Genomic DNA, 17,068 nt, shown 5'->3' with positions numbered 1-17,068 from the left:
GCGCACGAAAGAAGGGGGACGGCCATGTCTGCGTCCGAGACCGCCGGGCAGCGCGAGGACTCGATCAGGGAGCGGCTGGCCGCCAACCTCCGGCAGGTGCGGACCCACCGGGGGTGGTCGATCTCCGAACTCTCCCGGCGCTCGAAGATCGGCAAGGCGACGCTGTCGCAAGTCGAGTCCGGCACCGGCAATCCCACCATCGAGACCGTGTTCAGCCTCTCCCGCGTCCTTGAGGTGCCGATCTCGGACCTGCTGGACAGCGCCCCCGCCCGCGCGCTGACGGTGGTGCGTGCCGAGGAGGTGGAGGCGCTCAGCGGCGCGGGCGTGGACCTCCGCCCGCTGCGCCGGATCGAGTCCGGCGACGCCGTCTTCGAGGTCTACGACCAGCGGGTGCGGGCCGGCTGCCGGCAGGACTCGCTGGGACACGTGGGCACCGAGCACACTATCGTCCAGGCCGGCAGGTTGGGCGTGCGGGTGGACGGCCGTGAGGTGGAGTTGGGGCCCGGCGACTACGTGGGGTTCGACGCGACGCTGCCGCACAGCTACACCGCGGTCGGGGGTGCCGTGCACTCGGTGCTGCTGTTGCAGTACCGGGCGGACCAGCGGCTGCACCTGTCGGACCCGGTGCCCGGTCCGCGGTGCGCCGCGACGGACGCGCAGGCGGAGGCGGCGGCCCCGGGCGGGGGTGCGCCGACGGGCCAAGACCCGGAGCCGGTGTGACCGTTGACATGCCTCCGGTGACCTCATAGCCTCCCTTCGTCTCGTTCGTTCTGACGAACGGAGAGGGTTCGATGAAGGGAACGCTCGGTAGCCGCGCGGTGGTGCTGGGTGCCGGAATCATCGGTGCCGCCTGTGCGCGCGAGTTGGCCTTGATGGGCTTCGACGTGCTCGTGGTCGACCGCGGTGGCGCGGCCGGGGCCACCACCGCCCATGGCGAGGGAAACGTCCTGGTCTCCGACAAGGGGCCCGGTCCGGAGCTGGAACTGGCCCGACTGTCCCGCCGGTTGTGGCCCGAGACGCTGGCCGCGCTCGCCGAACGGCACCCGCACACGGCCCGTTCGGTGGAGTGGGACCCCAAGGGCGGCATCGTCATCGCGACCACCGACGCCGGCGCGCGGGCACTGACCCGCTTCGCCGCAGCCCAACGCGCCGCGGGGGTGCGGGCCGACGTCCTCGACGCCGGGGCGCTCGCGGCGGCCGAGCCGTTCGCCACCCGAGACCACGCCGCGGCGCTGCACTACCCCGAAGACGCCCAGGTCCAACCGGCCGCCGCGGCAACGGCGTTGCTCACCGGCGCGCTCGCCGCGGGCGCGGAACTGCGGACCGGGTGCGAGGTGCTCGGCGCCGTCACCCGCGGCGCGCGGCTGACGGCCGTACGCACCCCGACCGGTCCCCTCGAAGCGGACCTGTTCGTCAACGCCGCCGGACCGTGGGCCGGCGCGCTCTCCGCGCGGCTGGGCGCACCGGTGGACGTCCGACCCCGGCGCGGCGACGTCCTGGTCACCGCGCCACTGCCGCCGACCGTCTTCCACAAGGTCTACGACGCCGACTACGTGGCCGCGGTCGGCAGCAGCGCCGAGGCGTTGCAGACCTCGGCGGTGGTGGAGGCCACCCGCGGCGGCAGCGTCCTGCTGGGCTCGTCGCGCCGCCGGGTGGGGTTCGACGACCGGTTGCGCCCCGCGGTGCTGTCCGCCGTCGCCGCCAAGGCACTGCGTCTGTTCCCGACGCTGGCCGGCGCCATGGTGACGCGCGCCTACGGCGGGTTCCGGCCCTACGTCCCCGACCACCTGCCGGTCATCGGGGCCGATCCGCGCCTGGCCGGCCTGTGGCACGCCGGCGGCCACGAAGGCGCCGGCATCGGCCTGTCGGTGGGTACCGCGCGGCTCCTGCGCGACCTGGTGTCGGGCCGGCCGACGGAGATCGACGCGACCGCGTTCCGGGTGGACCGGCCCGCCGTGCTGGGCCTCGTGCGCCGCCCGCCGGACGGGGCGCTCGCTCCACCGGGGGAGGGGGCGCGATGAGTCCGCGGCGCGTGCGTGCGGCGCCCGACGCCGTCGGCCGGCGGGAGGAGCCGTTGCGGCTCATCGTCGACGGCGAGCCGGTGGACGGCGTCGCCGGGCAGACCATCGCCGGCGTGCTGCTCGCCGCCGGCCGGCTCGCCTGGCGCCGGGCACCGTCCGGCGCCCCGCGCGGCGTCTTCTGCGGTATCGGTGTCTGTTTCGACTGCCTGGTGACGGTCGGCGCCGAGCGGGACGTGCGTGCCTGCCGCCGCCGTGCCCGGGACGGCGACGTGGTGACCACCCAGTCACGGGCCGCGGGCGACGGGGAGCCCCCGGACGTGTCCCGAGGCGTGGGAGAAGGCGGCGAAGTTCCTGACGGGGGTGGATTGTGACGCAACGTCAGGTAGTGGTGATCGGGGCCGGTCCTGCCGGCATGGCCGCGGCGGAGGCCGCGTTGCGAGCCGGGTCCCGGGTCGTGCTGATCGACGCGGCCGAGCATCCGGGTGGCCAGTACCACCGGATGCCCCCCGACGCCTACGCGCCGGTGCGTCCCCGGCGACCGCCACGCGACGGGCGCGCCTTCGACCGCCGCCGGCGCGGGGTCCTGGGCCATCCGCACTGCACCTGGTGCCCGGAGACCGTGGTGTGGGCGCTGGAGCACCGGGACCCGGACGGGACGGGCGGCGCGCCGCCGCCCCGGGTGCACCTGCTCCACGGCCCGGCCGACGGCAGCGGGCGGCGCCGCAGCACCGTCGACCCGGCCGCCCTGGTGCTGGCCGTCGGCGCCCACGACCGCGTTCTGCCGTTCCCCGGATGGGAGTTGCCCGGGGTGTTCACGGCCGGCGCGGCACAGGCACTGGCCAAGGGCGAGCGGGTGGTGGTGGGGGACCGGGTCGTGGTCGCGGGCACTGGACCGTTCCTGCTCCCGGTGGCCGCCGCCCTCATGGAAGCGGGTACGCAGGTGCGGGCGGTCCTGGAGGCCAACGTGCCGGGGACCGTCGTGCGCGGGTGGTCGCGGGGCGGCGGAGAACTCGCGGCGCACACCGCCAAGATCCGCGAACTGTGCCGATACGGCGGGGAGTTGGTGCGGCACCGGGTGCCGTACCGGTTCGGCCGCGCGGTCGTGGCGGCCCGCGGCGCCGGGCGGGTGGAGGAGGTGGTCACCGCCCGGCTGCGCGCGGACTGGTCGGTGGTGCCGGGCAGCGAACGCAGCACAGCAGTGGACGCGCTGTGCGTCAGCCACGGCTTCACCCCGCAGTTGGAACTGCCACTGGCCGCCGGCTGCACCCTGCGGGGGCGGACGGCGGCGTCCCCGGCGGGCGAGTTCGTCGCGGTCGACGCGGACCAACGCACCAGCGTCGCGGGGGTGTACGCGGCGGGGGAGATCACCGGGATCGCCGGCGCCCCGGCCGCGCGGGCCGAGGGCACCGTCGCGGGCTGGATCGCCGGCGGCGGGGAGCCGGGCGACGCCGCCCTGCGCCGAGTGCGACGCCATCGCGACCAGGGGCGGGCCTTCGCCGCGCGACTGGCCCGGGCCCACCCGATCGGACCGGCCTGGCCCGGGTGGCTGGCACCGTACACCGTCATCTGCCGCTGCGAGGAGACCGACTACGCCCAGCTGCGGCGCGCCGTCACCCATCCCGCCGGTGCCGCCGCCCGGGTGGCCAAGTTGGCGACCCGGGCCGGCCTGGGACCGTGCCAGGCCCGCATCTGCGGCCCCACCGTCGCCGAACTGGCCGCCCGACTGCGCGACGGACCCGCCGAACATCCCATTGAGGGCCTGCCGCCGGCCACCCCGCACCGCCGGCCGATCGCCCAGCCCATCCGACTCGGCGAACTGGCCGCCCCGCCCGCCCCGCACGACCCGCCGACCACCCCGCCCGCACCCACGAAGGAGAGCGAGTGATGAGCGGAACCACCCCCGCGCCGCCCGGCCTCGGCGGCCTGACCGTCGCCACCGCCCTGCCCTACCGCACCGACCCCACCGCCCCGGCCGGCCTGGCGGTCGACTACGACCGCTACGCCGAACACTGCCGCTGGCTCGTGGACAACGGCTGCCACGGCGTCGGCCCCAACGGCTCCCTGGGCGAGTACGCGGCACTGACCGACCAGGAGCGCCGCACCGTGGCCCGCACCGCGATCCAGGCCGTCGGCGACGCCGGCACGGTGGTGGTCGGGGTGCACGGCGCCGGCGCGCACCAGGCCAGGCACTGGGCCGAGACCGCGGCCGAGGACGGCGCCGACGGCCTGCTGTGCCTGCCACCGACGGCGTACCGGGCCAACCGCGCCGAAGTCCTCGCCCACTTCGAGGCCGTGGCCGGCGTCGGCCTCCCGGTGATGGTCTACAACAACCCCCTCGACACCCGGGTCGACCTGACCCCCGACCTGCTCGCCGAGATCGCCCGGATCGACCACGTCGTGGCGGTGAAGGAGTTCTCCGGCGACGTCCGGCGGGTGCTGGAGATCAGGGAACGGGCGCCCGGCCTGACGGTGGTCGCCGGCGCCGACGACGTGGTGCTGGAGAGCCTGCTGATGGGGGCCACCGGCTGGTTCGCCGGCTTCCCGAACGTCTTCCCCGCCGAGTCCGCCCGCCTCTACGCACTGGCCACCACCGGCCGCCTGGCCGAGGCCCGGGCGCTCTACGAACCATTGGTCGCCGCGTTCCGTTGGGACTCGCGCACCGAGTTCGTCCAGGCCGTCAAACTCGGCATGGCGCAGGTCGGCCGGTACGGCGGACCCTGTCGACCACCGCGCGGCCCGCTGCCCCCGGAGCTGCGCGCCCGCGTCGAGGCCGACCTGGCCCGCGCCGTCGCCGCCCTGGAGAAGCAGGCGGCCGCCTGATGCCCGCGCCCGGCCCGTACCGCCTGGGCGGTGCCACCAAGACGCGGACGCTGCACGCCGTCGACTCGCACACCGAGGGCATGCCCACCCGGGTGGTCACCGGCGGCCTCGCCACCATCCCCGGCGCCACCATGGCCGAGCGCCGTCGCCACGCCGTGGCGCACCTCGATGCGGTGCGCCGCTTCCTGGTCGACGAACCGCGCGGGCACCCGGCGATGAGCGGTGCGCTGCTCCAACCCCCGACCCGTCCGGACGCCGACTGGGGCGTGCTCTACGTCGAGGTCAGCGGGTTCCTGCCGATGTGCGGACACGGCACCATCGGCGTCGCCACCGTCCTGGTCGAGACGGGGCTGGTGACGGTCACCGAACCCGAGACCACGGTCCGCCTGGACACCCCCGCCGGGCTGGTGGAGGCCCGGGTGGCGGTGCGCGACGGCGCCGCCGAACACGTCACCCTGCGCAACGTCGACGCCTTCGCCGTCGTACGGGACGCCACGGTGACCGTTCCCGAACTCGGCCGGATCCGCTACGACATGGCGTACGGCGGCAACTTCTACGCCATCGCCGACCTGGCCCAGACCGGCCTGCCGTTCGACCGCTCGCGCAAGGACGACGTCCTGGCCGCCGGACTGGCCGTCATGCGTGCGGTCAACGAGCAGAACCGGCCCGTGCACCCGACCGACCCGCTCATCAGCGGGTGCAAGCACGTGCAGTTCCTCGCACCGGACTCCACCGCCCGGCACTCGCGCAACGCCATGGTCATCCACCCTGGCTGGTTCGACCGCTCGCCGTGCGGCACCGGCACCTCGGCCCGGATGGCGCAACTGCACGCCCGCGGCGAACTCCCGCTGCACACCGACTTCGTCAACGAATCCTTCCTCGGCACCCGCTTCACCGGGCGCCTGATCGGCACCAGCGAGGTGGGCGGCCGCCCGGCCGTCGTCCCCGAGATCATCGGCCGGGCCTGGATCACCGGCACCGCCACCTACGTGCTCGATCCGCGCGACCCCTTCCCCCACGGGTTCGTGCTGTAGCCCCGGCACGGCCGTCCCGTCACATCCCCGGGTCGCGACCGGACCACGGGCCCGGTGGCGGGCGGTGGATCGCCGGCATCGGGCCGCCCCCCCCGCGCCCACTGCGTCCACCTCCCGTTCTACGGTGGGGGATTGAGTTCGAGCGTCGGACTGTGGAGGTGGGGCGGCCGTGAGGGAAACCCGCGTGGACGAGGCGGCAGAGGCCGATCCGTGGGAGGGGGTGGATGCCGCCGCCCTGGCCCGGGCCGCCCGGGAACAGGCCGAGCGGCCCGTTCCGGGCGTCGAGGACATGGCCACCTACCTCGCGGCGCAGGTGGCCGACTCCTCCCACCGCGAGGTGGTCGGACCGCTGCTGGACGGCGCGGGACCCAGCGGGGTGATCCTGCGGCGCGGCCGGGTCGTGGCGTCGTGGGGCGACCCGAACCGTGTGGAGATGGCCTTCAGCGCCACCAAGAGTGTGCTGTCGCTGGTGGCGGGGGTCGCCTTCGACGACGGACTGCTGACGCTGGACGAGCCGGTACACCGGACCGTCGGGCTGCCGCAGTTCACGGACCCGCACGGGCGCGGCATCACCTGGCGGCACCTGTTGGACCAGACGAGCCAGTGGGAAGGCGTGCTGTGGGGGAAGCCCACGGAGGTCGACGCCCAGAGCACCCGCGAGGGGACGGAATCGCCCGGCGGGCCACCGGGGGCGGGGTGGGCCTACAACGACGTCCGGGTCAACCTCACCGCCCTGGCGCTCACCGTCCTGTTCGGCCGCCCCCTCCCGGACGTCCTGCGCACCCGCGTGCTGGACCCGATCGGCGGGTCCGCGGCCTGGTCGTGGCACGGCTACCGCACCTCGCACGTCACGCTCGACGGCGGTCGGGTGCCGGTCGTCTCCGGCGGGGCGCACTGGGGCGGCGGTCTGTGGATCAACGCCCTCGACCTCGCCCGGATCGGCCACCTGTGCCTGAGCGGTGGCCGCCACGGTGACCGCCGGGTCCTGTCCCGGCGTTGGATCGACGCGCTGTGGACGCCCTGCCCCGTCAAGCCCGACTACGGGTTGTCCTGGTGGTTGAACGACGACCGGACAGTCTGGCCCGCGGCCCCGGCCACCGGCCGCTGCGCGCGGGGCAACGGCGGCTCGCACCTGCTGTGGGTCGACCCGGCCCGCGAACTCGTCGTCAGCTCCCGCTGGGGAGCCGCGGTGGAGAACCTGCTGACCGAGGTGTCGGCGGCCGTCCGGCCGGACTGACGCGGCGCGCCGCCTCTCCGGGGCGGCGGGGGCGGGCGTGGCGGCCCGCGGCAACCCCGCCGGACAGCCCGGGGTGGGCAGCCGGTGGGCGTGCGGAAGCGCAACGGGGCGCGGACGCCGGGGCACGCCGGGCACGCACGCCGCGTGCCTCGATGCGGGGCCCCGAGTCGGGCAAAACGCCGCCTGCGGTCCAAGGGCCCGACCGATACTGGCGACGGTGCCTGACTGGCCGTCCGGCGTCGCCGGCGGCAACGGCCCGTTCCCACCTACACCAAGGAGCACTGCCATGCGTCGTATGCGTTTGCTCGCCGTCGCTTCGGCCGCCCTGGCGGTCGCGTTCGGCATCGCGCCCACCGCGACCGCCGCCCCCGCGGCGCCCACCCACCGGGCGTCCTACCACTGCGCCCCCGGCCACTTCTGCATCTACAGCGGCTGGAACGGCGGCGGTACCCGCTGCCAGTGGTCGCAGCGCAGCAAGGCGAACACCGCGGACGACTGTTCCTTCATCCGGCGCGGTCAGCACGTGCGTTCCTTGTGGAACGGGACCGGCCACCGGGTGCAGTACTACACGCAGACCAACTACCACGGACGCGTCGGGTCCACCAAGGCCGGCACCGGCGGCAACCTCCAGGGCAACTACCAGATCCGCTCCTTCAAGCCGCAGTGAGGGCAAGTGATATGACGTGCCGTCAATGATGTTTCGTGGCGGCACCGGTATCACCGGCGCGGGACTGGCGGACACCGGTCCCGCGCACCGTCGTGCGTCGTGGTGGGGCGTGGTGGGACGTAGGTGCCGGGGAGCGGCCGACGGGCCGCCTGACGGCGTCGCCGTGATGCGGGGGCTATAGCCTTGCGATCATGAACGAGCCGACCGACACCACCACGGACCAGGCCCCCGCGGATCCGGCGGCGGCCGACGACGTGTTGGCCTCGCAACCCATCGGCTACTGGAGCGGTTTGGCGCACACGACCGTCACCCGGTACCTGCGTGACGCGATGGCGAAGATCGACGTCACGCAGCCGCAGTACTGGGTGCTCAACCGCGTCGCCTACGCACCCGTGGCCCCGGGCTTCGACGAGGTCGTCGACCGTCTGACGCCCCTCGCCGACGACCCGTACGAGATCCCCCGGGTCGTGCACCAACTGCTCCACCGCGGCTGGCTCGACAGCGACGCCGAGCAGCGCCTGCACCTCACCGACGCCGGTGAGGCCGTGCGCGTGCGGGTGCGTGAGCTGGCGACCGAGGTGCGGGCGGAGGTCCATCAGGGCATCGGCGACGAGGAGTACGTGGCCGCGCTCAAGGTGCTGCGCAAGATGGTGGCCAACGTCGAGGGCGCCAGGTCGTCCTAGACGCCTGTCAGGGCTGGTGGAACGCGGGTGCGGGAGGGGCTGGTTGGGGTCGAGGCCCAACCAGTCCCAGTGCTGGCCTCGGTGGGGGCGGGCGAAAATCGAACGGTGGCACGAGATCTCCTTCCCGAACCGCCCGCCGAAGGTCAATGCCATCGAAATCCTCGGACGAGGTGAGCGAGCTGGTTGCCCGGGAAGGGGGGCGCGTTGCTCATGGCCCATTCCCGGATGGGGCCGCTCGACGGGCGGGACGGTGAGTTCTCGTAGCGGGAGTCCGCTCGCGCCCGGCGCACTGATGACGGCCACGCCCCCTTCCGGGCGTGGCCGTTGTCGGTTGAGGAATGTGCATCACCGATGCGCACACCTTGGGAGTGGGCGTCGCTCCGTGGCGCCGTGGGCAGCGTGGGCCCGGCGGTCTCGACGACGGTGTCCTCGGACAGGCCCGACAGATGGGCCAGGAGGTCCGCGGAGAGCTTGAAGCCCACGGACATCAACGCGGCGTCGAACTGCCGCGCCGCTACGTCCCCGTGCCCATCGGGTCCGGTGGGGGAGGGAAGGCGGTGGGTGTGGCGGATGACCAGTGAGGCGACGCCGTGTCCCATGCCTGGCTGATCCCAGACGACTGTCCGGCGCCGCACGGGGATTTCGGCACGGACGCGGGTCCGCGGCGCGTGGACCACCGCGCACCGGCCTGCCCGGTCGTGCCGTGGTGCTCGCTCAGTGGGCCCGCCACCGTGCGAAGGCGTCCCGGACCTCGCCCGGCGCGTGGGCGAGCGCGGCGGTGTCCGGAGCGGCCGGAGTGGCGTGCGGGAGGTGGACGAGCAGGTCGAAGGCGTCCAGTGGGTCGTGGTCGGCGTAGAAGGTGCCGTAACGGTGTGCGGTGGCGGCCCGCAGGGTTGCGGTGTCGGTGGGCGGGAGCCGTCGGAGGTCGGTGGCGAAGGGCCCGTCGTGGCTCGCGGCCAGCAGCGCGTCCAGGCTGCCCGGCCGCGGCGCGTCCTCCAGGTCCGTGAAGAGCGTGCCGGAGTAGAAGCTGGCGCTGGTGTTGAGCGTCCGCCCCGTGGCCGAGGAGGTGCCGACGGCCAGGTAGGCGTCGCCGAGTCGGTCGCCCAGGTGCATGCCCAGCGTCGTCGGGGGCACCACCGGCAGGTTGTCGGGGCAGCGCTGGACGTGGCCGTTGTGGGCGGCCAGCACGATCCGGTCCTCCCGGCCCAGGATCCACTCGACGGTGTCCGCGAGCATCGCCTCGCGGTGGTGGAGGGCGTCGTCGTGGTGGCCGCGGGCCAGCTCCCGCAGCATCGCGTCGAGGGCGACCGTGCTGCGCAGCGTGCGGAGCGCGCGCTCGTGGGCGCCGGCCGTCGTCCGTCGCCGGTGCTCCAGACGGCGTGCGCCGAGCCGGGCCGCGAGATCGGCGAGCCCGGCGGTGAGGGCGTCCTTGGACGCCTGGGGAAGCGCCCGGTAGGCGGCCGTCGCTTCCGGGGCGGAGAACGCGGAGGGTGCCGAGAAGGCGGCCGCGGTCGCGCGCACCGCAGGATCCGGGATGAACTCCGGTTCGGCGACCGCGAAGTGCGCGAGCACGGCGTCCAGCCCGGGGAGCAGCGAGACCATCGAGCCCGGCAGGTCGATCCCGTAGTAGCCGACGGGACGGTCTGCCGTGCGGTTGTGCTGCCGCAACCACTCCAGGTGGGCGCGTTGCGGCCGCCACAGTCCCATCAGCGAGGTCAGGCCGTCCGCCATGGCGCGGTCGGGCCGGCCGGCACCGTCGCGGACCCAGTCGTCGACCCGCCAGCCCTCGGCGAACCCCGACTCCACCGCGTAGGCGCCGAACCCGTGCCGTTCGACCAGATAACGGCACAGGCGGTGGCGGAGCAGGAACGACTCGTGTTGGTAGTGGGCGCTCTCGCCGATCGCCACCACCCGGGCGTTCCCGATCGCCCGGTCCAACCAGGCGAGGTCGTCGAGCGGCGCGGCGGGATCCAACGTCGGGAGCGGAATCACCGCCCCGGCGCTCAGCCGGACCGGCGCCGTCGCAGGCTCAGCGGTCATGTGTCCCGATCCCCCCCCAACCGGCCTTGGCCGGCGTGCCGTTCCCCGGTCGGGAACGCTAGCAGCTACCGGCCGGACGGGAGCCGTGGGACCGGTCACCGGCCCTGCCTCCTGCGGTCGGAGTGCGCCGCGGCCGCACCGCGGGCCACCGCGTGGGCCAGGCGCGCGGACTCCGGGTCGAGACCGACCAGCCGGTTGTGGTGCGCCTGGAGGAGCCCCCGCAGCACCTGGTCCGAGTGGCTCCAGGAGCGCTGGCCCAGTCCGCGCAGCAGCCGGCCGTAACGCGACGCCTGTTCTCCGCGGCGGAGCCACGCGGTGCGCAACACGTCCCCGGCGGCGGCCGGCCCCGGGACACTGCGGTAGGGGTCGACCAGGGACAGCACCTGCCGCCGGCGCTCCCGGAAGGCGCGGTACGCCTCGTCGTCCCTCGGCACGGACCGCAACAACCAGTCCGCACCCGCGCGGTGCCCGCCGTCCGGTACAGAGCCCGCGGAGCCGTCGTCGTGGAAGGCGCGCGCGAGGTCGGCGAGGCCCGCGGCGGCCAGCAGCAGCGGCTCGGCACCGTCCTGCCGGGCGAACCTGCGGCGCAGGTGCTCCACCACGGTCACGCTGTCGGCGTGGAAGACCCGCTCGGCGGCCGCGATCGCCTCCGGCCCGCCGTACCGCTCCAGCTCCGGGTCGTAGACGTCACAGACCACCCGGCCGAGCAGGCCGCCGGCGCGCAGCCGACCGGTGGTGTCGTGCAGCCGCGGCAGCAGCCGCCCCGCCAACACCTCGGGCGGCGCGTGGAACCGGAGCCTGAGATGTGCCCCGTACGCATCGCGGTGGCGCTCGAAGAACCACCGGTCCACCTCCGCCGGGAGCTGCTCCAGCAGCCCCGGCAGGTGGCCGACGAGCAACTCCTCGTGCCGTTCGGCCGGGGCGTACCACGCGGTGGAGAGCCATTCCCCGCCCGGCAGGTGCACGCCGGCCGTGGCGCGCGGCGCGACGTGGCGCCGGGCCGCGGGCGGTGACGGGGCCGGCCGGTCCACGCCCCGGGCCAGGCGCAGGGGGAGGACGACCTCGGCGTGGTGGGCGCCGTCCGGGCCGCGCAGCCAACCGTCCGGGTGGCCCGCGGCATCGGCCGGCACCTCGTGCAGTTCGACCTGGCCGGACCGCAACAACTCGTGCCGCAGCAGCGCCGGATGTCCGGGCAGCGACAGGTCGACCTGGACGCCCCGGTCCCGCCGTCCCACCCACAGCCGTCCGGGGGCCCGCCACCGCTCCCGCCACTGCTGCCAGGCATCCCACCACTGCGCGAACGGCAGCCTGGCGTCGAGGAGTTCGGGGGCGGGCCGCCACCGTGCCGGCGCGAGCACGGTCCGCCCGTAACGCACCCGCGGCAGGTACGGCAGCACGTCGGCCCCGCCCCAGTCCCAGGCACGCCAGGGACGGGTGCCGCCCTCGGCGAGCTCGGCGGCGAAGCGCGCCACGTCGGGCAGGTCCCACTGCGGGGTGAGGAGGTGGAAGACGGCCGGGTCGACGGGCCGACCGGTCGCGGAGTCCACCAGGCGCAGCCGGTCCGGTTCGGCGCGGACGGCGAGCCGGCGCGGGTCCAGCACGCCGGGGTCGTCCGGATCGGCGAAGCACCCCACCGGCAGGAGGTGGTCCAGCCACTGCGGGACCTGCGCCGCATTGTCGTGCCGGGCGTGCCCGGGCCGGAACGTCACCTGGGCGCGCAACGCTCCGTCCGGCGCCCCGCCCCGCACCAGGGTGCCCAACTCGGCGCCCGAACGATCGTCGAGGAGGTGGCCGAACCGCCCGAACACGGCCCCCGCCGGCCCGGCACCGCCGGTCAGCACCAGGCCGAACCGCCCGTCGGACAGCGCCTCGGCGGACGCGGCGAGCAGCCGGGCGTGCAGGGCCAAGGACGCCGGTGGCCGTCCGTCGTCGCGGGCCAGGCGGCGCACCGCGGGGTGGTCGTCCGTCAACACCACCTCGGAACCGCCGCCCAACAGAGCCTGTTGGGCCAACTCGGCCAGGGTCCGGTCCCGCTCCGGGTCGGCCTCGTCCGCCCGGCCCGGCCGGGGGGCGCCGGGCCGCCGGTAGCCGGCCGGCGCGCCCAGTCCCACGTCCGGGTCGAGCGCCTCCAGCACCGGGACGACGCGAGCGGTCCCGTAGCGCTCCACGAACGCCTCGCGGTACTCGCGCAGCCGCCGGGGCTCGGACCGGCGCGGGCCCAACCGCCACGACAACTCCGCCGCCCGCGCGGCCTCCTCGGCCACCGCGCCGGGAAGCCGCACCTCGACGTCCAGGACGAGGTCCACGCGGAGCGGGGACGGCCGGTCGTACAACCGCCGCATCCGACCGTGCACCCGCTCCAGCGCGGCGCTCCCACCCCCGACCTCCGAGGCCGCGTAGCGCGACAACTCGCCCTCGATCGTGCGGAGTTCGGCGAGCTCCGGAAGGTGTGCGTCGGGCACGCCCGCGCAGGCCCGCAGCACGTGCCGCAACGGGTCGACGGCCTCCAGCGGCGGGCGGGCCTCGGTCAGCAGGATGTCCTTGGCGACCAGTTCGCCGAGCGTCGCGTACACGGTCTCCTCGGTGGCGCCGGGGAAGCGCTGCCGCAGCGCGCGGGCCAACTCGGCTCCTCGCAGGGGCCGGTGGGCGAGTTCCCGCACGGCCTGCACCACCACGGTGTTGCGCACGCTCACCTCCCGGACCGTGCGCCGGTCCCCGGCGTCGTCCGCGACGGCGCCCTCGGAGCCGTCCGCCGGCGCCGCCTGCGGTGCGTACGGCAGGACCAACCGGCCACCACGATCGGTGCACAGGGCGTTGACGACCACGCGCAGGTGGCGCAGTACGCCCGGGCGCCGTTCCCAGTCCGCGACGACGGTGGCCAACCACTCCCGGTCCGGGCGGACCGCGCGGCGATGGGCGCCGCCCCAGTGCACCTTCGCCGCCGTCCCGTCGGTGGCGCACCGCACCGGTGCGACCCCCGCCATCAGTCCGCACGACGTGGGGCGGGTGCTCATCCGCAGCCGGGCGGCGGCCAACGCCTGCACCGAGCGCCGGAGCCTGACCGGTCCGATGTCCGGCGCGTCGTCGAGCACGCGCCGCACGACCTCGGACAGCGCGGAACCGGCCACCGACACCGCCTCCCGGACCAGCGGGTCGGCCGCCAGGGCACGTAAGGCTCCGGCCGGGTCGGCGGCCTCGTCGGGGTCGTGGCCGGGGCGCGTCCGGGCGTCCCCCGCGCGGCACGACGGGAGGACCGGGGCCCGCACCAGACCGAAGCCGACCCCGCGGAACAGGCACTCACCGGACACGAGCGACTTCCCCTCACTTCCCGGTTCCCCGGACGCCGGCATCCCGCGCCCGGGGCCGTCCGCGGACCCTACGTGACGCACCGTTTACTTGTATATGAACGAGAATTCTCGTGGTCCGCGCGGACGACGGTACTCGGATCCGGCCGAGGCGCTCACGGTCGACGCGCGGCCGCCCGGTGCCTGGCGGGGCGCGGCGCACCGCGGCCCGCGGATCGTCGACGTCCCCGGCCGCGTCCACCCGTAAGGTGGACTGCCCCCCGATGGGGTGGACTGGAACAACGAGCAACGGGGTGAAGCACGTTGACGCACGAGAACGGGGCCATGGACGAGACCGCGACGGATGAGGGGGCGGCGGTGAGCACGGGGCGGCGACGCACCCCGCTCCTCCTGGCCATCGCCGTCTTCGTCTACGCGGTCGATCTGGGCAGCAAGCTCCTCGTCGTGGAGAAGTTGGAGTACCACGCGCCGGTTCCGGTGCTCGGCACGTGGCTGGAACTCCGCGTGGTGCGCAACTCCGGTGCCGCCTTCGGCCTGGGCGGGGCGATGACCCTGGTGTTCACGCTGATCGCGGCGGCCGTCGCGGTGGCGATCGTGCGCCTGGCGCGCAGGCTCCACAGCGTCCCGTGGGCCATCGCACTGGGACTCCTGCTCGGCGGCGCCCTCGGCAACCTCACGGACCGGGTCTTCCGTGCGCCCGGCGGCCTGCGGGGCGCGGTCGTCGACTTCCTCGCCGTCCGCGACTTCAGCGTGATGAACCTCGCCGACTGGGCGATCGTCGGCGGCGGCGTCCTGATCGTCTACTGCTCCTTCCGCGGCTGGGAGTTGGGCGGTGCCGGCGGCACGACGGGCGAGGCGTCCGCCGGGACCGTGCGGCCGTGAGGCGGTGCGGTCCGGGAGCACCGGCCCGGTGGTCCCGCCGGTTGACCCGTGGGTAATATCGCGCGCAGCACAACACACCGGATCGCGCAGGGCACCGGACGGGGCGGAGCGCGGCGCCTCGGCCGGCAGGCACCAGCCGACCGGTCCCGAGCCGTCATCCGTCACCAGGGTGGTATCCCATGGCAGATCATGACCTGACCGGCTTCGACCGGGAGACCTTCACCCACGACGGCGTCACGCGCCGCATCCTCCGGCGCGGCACCGGCCCCGCCGTCATCGTGATCGCGGAGATTCCCGGCATCACGCCGAAGGTGCTCGCCTTCGCCGAACGGGTGGCCGCGATCGGCTGCACCGCGGTCCTCCCGGTGCTCTTCGGCACCCCGGGCCGCGATCCCGATCCGGGCAACGTCGGACGGCGGAAGGCCGGCCAGTACCTCGCCGCGTCGCTGCGGAAGGTCTGCGTGAGCCGGGAGTTCACGGTGTTGGCCACCGGGCAGTCCTCGCCCGTGGTGACGTGGCTGCGGGCCCTGGCCGCGGACGAGCACGAGCGCTGCGGAGGGCCCGGTGTGGGAGCCGTCGGCATGTGCCTGACCGGCGGTTTCGCCCTCGGGATGGCGGTCGACGACCGGCTGCTGGCGCCCGTGCTGTCCCAGCCGTCGATGCCGTTCCCGCTGACCAGGAGCCGGGCCGCCGGCATCGACATCTCGGCCGCGGACCTGGCCACCGTGCGGGGCCGTTGCGCGCGCGAGGGCCTCCAGGTGCTGGGGCTGCGCTTCCGCAGTGACCGCCTGGTGCCGGACGACCGGTTCGCCTTCCTGCGCCGCGAACTGGGCGACGCCTTCGTCGCGGTCGAACTCCCCGACTCGGCGGCGAACCCGAACGCCGCGAAGGCGCCGCACTCCGTGCTGACCGAGCACCTCATCGACGAACCGGGTCAGCCGACCCGCGCGGCCCTGGACCAGGTGCTGGACCTCTTCCGCACCCGCCTCCTGGCCGAACCCGGTGCCACGTCCTCGGAGGCGACGGCCACGCCGTCCGAGGAGCGGTAGCCGGTCTCCGACCAGCGGCCGGCACCACGGGCACGGGGGCGGCTCCCGGGCCCGAGAACCGCGGGAGCCGCCCCCGGCGTGCCGGGCGTCAGGTCACGTCCGACCAGACGTCCTCCACCAGGGCCGCCACCTGATCGGGGCTGGTGCGGAGGTCCCCGCTGATGTTGCCGACGGTGACCGTCAGGCCCTCCTTGGTGCGCTGGCAGTGGTCGACGTTCACCGAGTCCGGGCGGGGTGTCTGGCCCGCCGGTGTCGGCTGGTTCACTATCAGGCAGGCGACGTCACCCACCGTGCGGACCTCGCGCATGGGTCTGACCAGTCCGAGGGCCGCCGCGTCCTGATAGGGGACGAACGGCGCCGGACTCCCGCCGCGCACCGCGCTGACCAGGACGGTGGTGGACGCATCGTCCTGTTGCGCGTAGGTGCGGACGGCTGCCCCGGCACCCCCGTACGCACGGGACAGCAAGTGGGTGCTCTCCGCATCGGACTTGGCGATCCGCTGTGCGGTCTGGTCCGCGCCGCGACTATCGGAGCGGCGCGCGGCTCCCTGGAATTCCACGAACGTGCCCAGGGTGGCGGGGAGCGTCAGTCTGCTGGTGGAGGTCGGCCCCACTCCGCTGCCCCCGGTGGCGTCGTCGCCGTCCGCGAGGGTCAGCCAGGTGGCGCCCACTGCCGCCGCGCCGACCACCAAGCCGGTTAGTCCAGCGGCCCAGGGCCGGGTCCACAGGGCGCGCGGAGCGGCTGGTCGGTCCGGCTGCGCCGGGGAGTGCGGCCGATCGGTGTCGGTGGGGTGTCCGGCAGCGCCGAAGTCCTCAGTCGTCATGGGCATCATGGTGCCCGTGGTGCGGGGCCGGTACGGGGGCCTTCCCGGAAGTGGTCGCCCGCGAGGTCGGGATGGCGGTCCTGCTCGTCCTCACCGCAGTGGCGGGGCCGGCCTACTTGCCGTGCGTGCGGTACTTCCGGCGCGATCCGGGCAGTGGATGCACCTCCTCGGTCGCCGCGGGACGGTGCCGCAGGTCCAGATAGGCGCGGACGGAGACGCCCGGACGGCCCGGCGTGTGCCAGGGTGCCGAGGGGCCGCTGGAACGCCACAGGCGCCCCAGCTCGGCCGCGGCAAGGGTGGCGGTGGCTTCGTCGGCGGCGGTGACGTCGATGACGACCATCCCGGGCTCGCTGACATGTTCCTCGTGGATATGCACAGTTCTGTATGACCCATTTCGCCCGGCGCCGTAAGGAGAAGCCGGCAGGGTTCATCCGAACGTGGTCAAGGCGTGGTGCGAGTTGACCGTGGGGTGCAGGCTGACGGGGGAGGACCCGTGGGGTGCGCGGG

General features: G+C 74.8%; 16 protein-coding genes and 1 pseudogene. 12 read left to right on the top strand and 5 right to left on the bottom strand.

All coding sequences use genetic code 11. From position 1 onward, the window contains the following. Positions 1-24: 24 nt before the first annotated feature. The 9 genes from ACLJT4_RS24110 to ACLJT4_RS24070 all read left to right on the top strand — a co-directional run bounded on the left by ACLJT4_RS24110 (position 25) and on the right by ACLJT4_RS24070 (position 8,462). Positions 25-720, top strand: coding sequence for a helix-turn-helix domain-containing protein (locus tag ACLJT4_RS24110; protein WP_038524732.1), 696 nt, complete (start codon positions 25-27; stop codon positions 718-720). 71 nt (positions 721-791) lie between these two features. After that, a complete protein-coding gene (locus tag ACLJT4_RS24105; RefSeq protein WP_411125070.1) occupies positions 792-2,021 on the top strand; it encodes an NAD(P)/FAD-dependent oxidoreductase in 1,230 nt (409 codons plus the stop codon). Next, entirely contained in the window at positions 2,018-2,392 is a 375-nt protein-coding gene (locus ACLJT4_RS24100; protein ID WP_411125068.1) for a (2Fe-2S)-binding protein, read from the top strand. The genes ACLJT4_RS24105 and ACLJT4_RS24100 overlap by 4 nt, the downstream gene beginning before the upstream one ends. Beyond that, positions 2,389-3,906, top strand: a complete 1,518-nt coding sequence (locus ACLJT4_RS24095) for an FAD-dependent oxidoreductase (RefSeq protein ID WP_411125066.1) — start codon at positions 2,389-2,391, stop codon at positions 3,904-3,906. Before ACLJT4_RS24100 ends, ACLJT4_RS24095 begins: the two co-directional genes overlap by 4 nt. Then, complete coding sequence (locus ACLJT4_RS24090) at positions 3,906-4,841, top strand: dihydrodipicolinate synthase family protein (protein WP_411125064.1); 936 nt, start codon at positions 3,906-3,908, stop codon at positions 4,839-4,841. Before ACLJT4_RS24095 ends, ACLJT4_RS24090 begins: the two co-directional genes overlap by 1 nt. After that, positions 4,841-5,875 (top strand): proline racemase family protein, encoded by a 1,035-nt coding sequence (locus ACLJT4_RS24085; RefSeq protein WP_411125062.1) that lies wholly within the window; start codon positions 4,841-4,843, stop codon positions 5,873-5,875. Before ACLJT4_RS24090 ends, ACLJT4_RS24085 begins: the two co-directional genes overlap by 1 nt. A 169-nt stretch (positions 5,876-6,044) precedes the next feature. Next, positions 6,045-7,112 carry a serine hydrolase domain-containing protein gene (locus ACLJT4_RS24080; RefSeq protein WP_411125060.1) on the top strand — a complete coding sequence of 356 codons (1,068 nt, stop codon included), beginning with the start codon at positions 6,045-6,047 and terminating at the stop codon, positions 7,110-7,112. Positions 7,113-7,398: 286 nt separating this feature from the next. Then, on the top strand, positions 7,399-7,779 hold the full coding sequence (locus ACLJT4_RS24075) for a peptidase inhibitor family I36 protein (RefSeq protein WP_411125058.1): 381 nt from the start codon (positions 7,399-7,401) through the stop codon (positions 7,777-7,779). Between the two features lie 191 nt (positions 7,780-7,970). Next, positions 7,971-8,462 (top strand): MarR family winged helix-turn-helix transcriptional regulator, encoded by a 492-nt coding sequence (locus ACLJT4_RS24070; protein ID WP_411125056.1) that lies wholly within the window; start codon positions 7,971-7,973, stop codon positions 8,460-8,462. Positions 8,463-8,851: 389 nt separating this feature from the next. On the opposite strand, the pseudogene ACLJT4_RS24065 reads toward ACLJT4_RS24070, so the two are convergent. The 3 genes and pseudogenes from ACLJT4_RS24065 to ACLJT4_RS24055 all read right to left on the bottom strand — a co-directional run. Further along, positions 8,852-9,061, bottom strand: a pseudogene (locus tag ACLJT4_RS24065) (hypothetical protein); the annotation flags it as partial. Positions 9,062-9,176: 115 nt separating this feature from the next. Further along, complete coding sequence (locus tag ACLJT4_RS24060) at positions 9,177-10,502, bottom strand: erythromycin esterase family protein (RefSeq protein WP_411125054.1); 1,326 nt, start codon at positions 10,500-10,502, stop codon at positions 9,177-9,179. Between the two features lie 95 nt (positions 10,503-10,597). Next, on the bottom strand, positions 10,598-13,810 hold the full coding sequence (locus tag ACLJT4_RS24055) for a lantibiotic dehydratase (protein WP_411125052.1): 3,213 nt from the start codon (positions 13,808-13,810) through the stop codon (positions 10,598-10,600). A gap of 94 nt (positions 13,811-13,904) precedes the next feature. On the opposite strand from ACLJT4_RS24055, the gene ACLJT4_RS24050 reads away from it, so the two are divergent. The 3 genes from ACLJT4_RS24050 (at position 13,905) to ACLJT4_RS24040 (ending at position 15,738) form a co-directional block, all read left to right on the top strand. Beyond that, positions 13,905-14,054: a hypothetical protein gene (locus ACLJT4_RS24050; protein WP_411125050.1), complete on the top strand. Its 150-nt coding sequence runs from the start codon at positions 13,905-13,907 to the stop codon at positions 14,052-14,054. A 77-nt stretch (positions 14,055-14,131) separates the two neighbouring features. Further along, a complete protein-coding gene (gene lspA, locus ACLJT4_RS24045) occupies positions 14,132-14,689 on the top strand; it encodes a signal peptidase II (protein WP_411125048.1) in 558 nt (185 codons plus the stop codon). 179 nt (positions 14,690-14,868) lie between these two features. Then, a complete protein-coding gene (locus ACLJT4_RS24040) occupies positions 14,869-15,738 on the top strand; it encodes a dienelactone hydrolase family protein (RefSeq protein WP_411125046.1) in 870 nt (289 codons plus the stop codon). Between the two features lie 88 nt (positions 15,739-15,826). On the opposite strand, the gene ACLJT4_RS24035 is transcribed toward ACLJT4_RS24040, so the two are convergent. Together ACLJT4_RS24035 and ACLJT4_RS24030 are read right to left on the bottom strand one after the other, a co-directional pair. Further along, on the bottom strand, positions 15,827-16,561 hold the full coding sequence (locus tag ACLJT4_RS24035; protein ID WP_411125044.1) for a hypothetical protein: 735 nt from the start codon (positions 16,559-16,561) through the stop codon (positions 15,827-15,829). 112 nt (positions 16,562-16,673) lie between these two features. Next, positions 16,674-16,937, bottom strand: coding sequence for a DUF6207 family protein (locus ACLJT4_RS24030; RefSeq protein ID WP_235217554.1), 264 nt, complete (start codon positions 16,935-16,937; stop codon positions 16,674-16,676). Positions 16,938-17,068 lie beyond the last annotated feature (131 nt).

Origin of the sequence: Streptomyces sp. x-19, assembly GCF_046549115.1 — a bacterium.
GTDB lineage: Bacteria > Actinomycetota > Actinomycetes > Streptomycetales > Streptomycetaceae > Streptomyces > Streptomyces albulus_C.
The sequence above is the reverse complement of the archived record's forward strand: the minus strand, read 5'-3'. Positions and strand labels throughout refer to the sequence as shown.

What these genes read in the sequence shown, in the direction of transcription:
- ACLJT4_RS24090 (WP_411125064.1), top strand. Translation starts at nt 3,906, where the DNA reads ATGAGCGGAACCACCCCCGCGCCGCCCGGCCTCGGCGGCCTGACCGTC.
- lspA (WP_411125048.1), top strand. Translation starts at nt 14,132, where the DNA reads ATGGACGAGACCGCGACGGATGAGGGGGCGGCGGTGAGCACGGGGCGG.
- ACLJT4_RS24075 (WP_411125058.1), top strand. Translation starts at nt 7,399, where the DNA reads ATGCGTCGTATGCGTTTGCTCGCCGTCGCTTCGGCCGCCCTGGCGGTC.
- ACLJT4_RS24035 (WP_411125044.1), bottom strand. Translation starts at nt 16,561, where the DNA reads ATGACGACTGAGGACTTCGGCGCTGCCGGACACCCCACCGACACCGAT.
- ACLJT4_RS24050 (WP_411125050.1), top strand. Translation starts at nt 13,905, where the DNA reads ATGAACGAGAATTCTCGTGGTCCGCGCGGACGACGGTACTCGGATCCG.
- ACLJT4_RS24060 (WP_411125054.1), bottom strand. Translation starts at nt 10,502, where the DNA reads ATGACCGCTGAGCCTGCGACGGCGCCGGTCCGGCTGAGCGCCGGGGCG.
- ACLJT4_RS24100 (WP_411125068.1), top strand. Translation starts at nt 2,018, where the DNA reads ATGAGTCCGCGGCGCGTGCGTGCGGCGCCCGACGCCGTCGGCCGGCGG.
- ACLJT4_RS24070 (WP_411125056.1), top strand. Translation starts at nt 7,971, where the DNA reads ATGAACGAGCCGACCGACACCACCACGGACCAGGCCCCCGCGGATCCG.
- ACLJT4_RS24105 (WP_411125070.1), top strand. Translation starts at nt 792, where the DNA reads ATGAAGGGAACGCTCGGTAGCCGCGCGGTGGTGCTGGGTGCCGGAATC.
- ACLJT4_RS24110 (WP_038524732.1), top strand. Translation starts at nt 25, where the DNA reads ATGTCTGCGTCCGAGACCGCCGGGCAGCGCGAGGACTCGATCAGGGAG.
- ACLJT4_RS24085 (WP_411125062.1), top strand. Translation starts at nt 4,841, where the DNA reads ATGCCCGCGCCCGGCCCGTACCGCCTGGGCGGTGCCACCAAGACGCGG.
- ACLJT4_RS24040 (WP_411125046.1), top strand. Translation starts at nt 14,869, where the DNA reads ATGGCAGATCATGACCTGACCGGCTTCGACCGGGAGACCTTCACCCAC.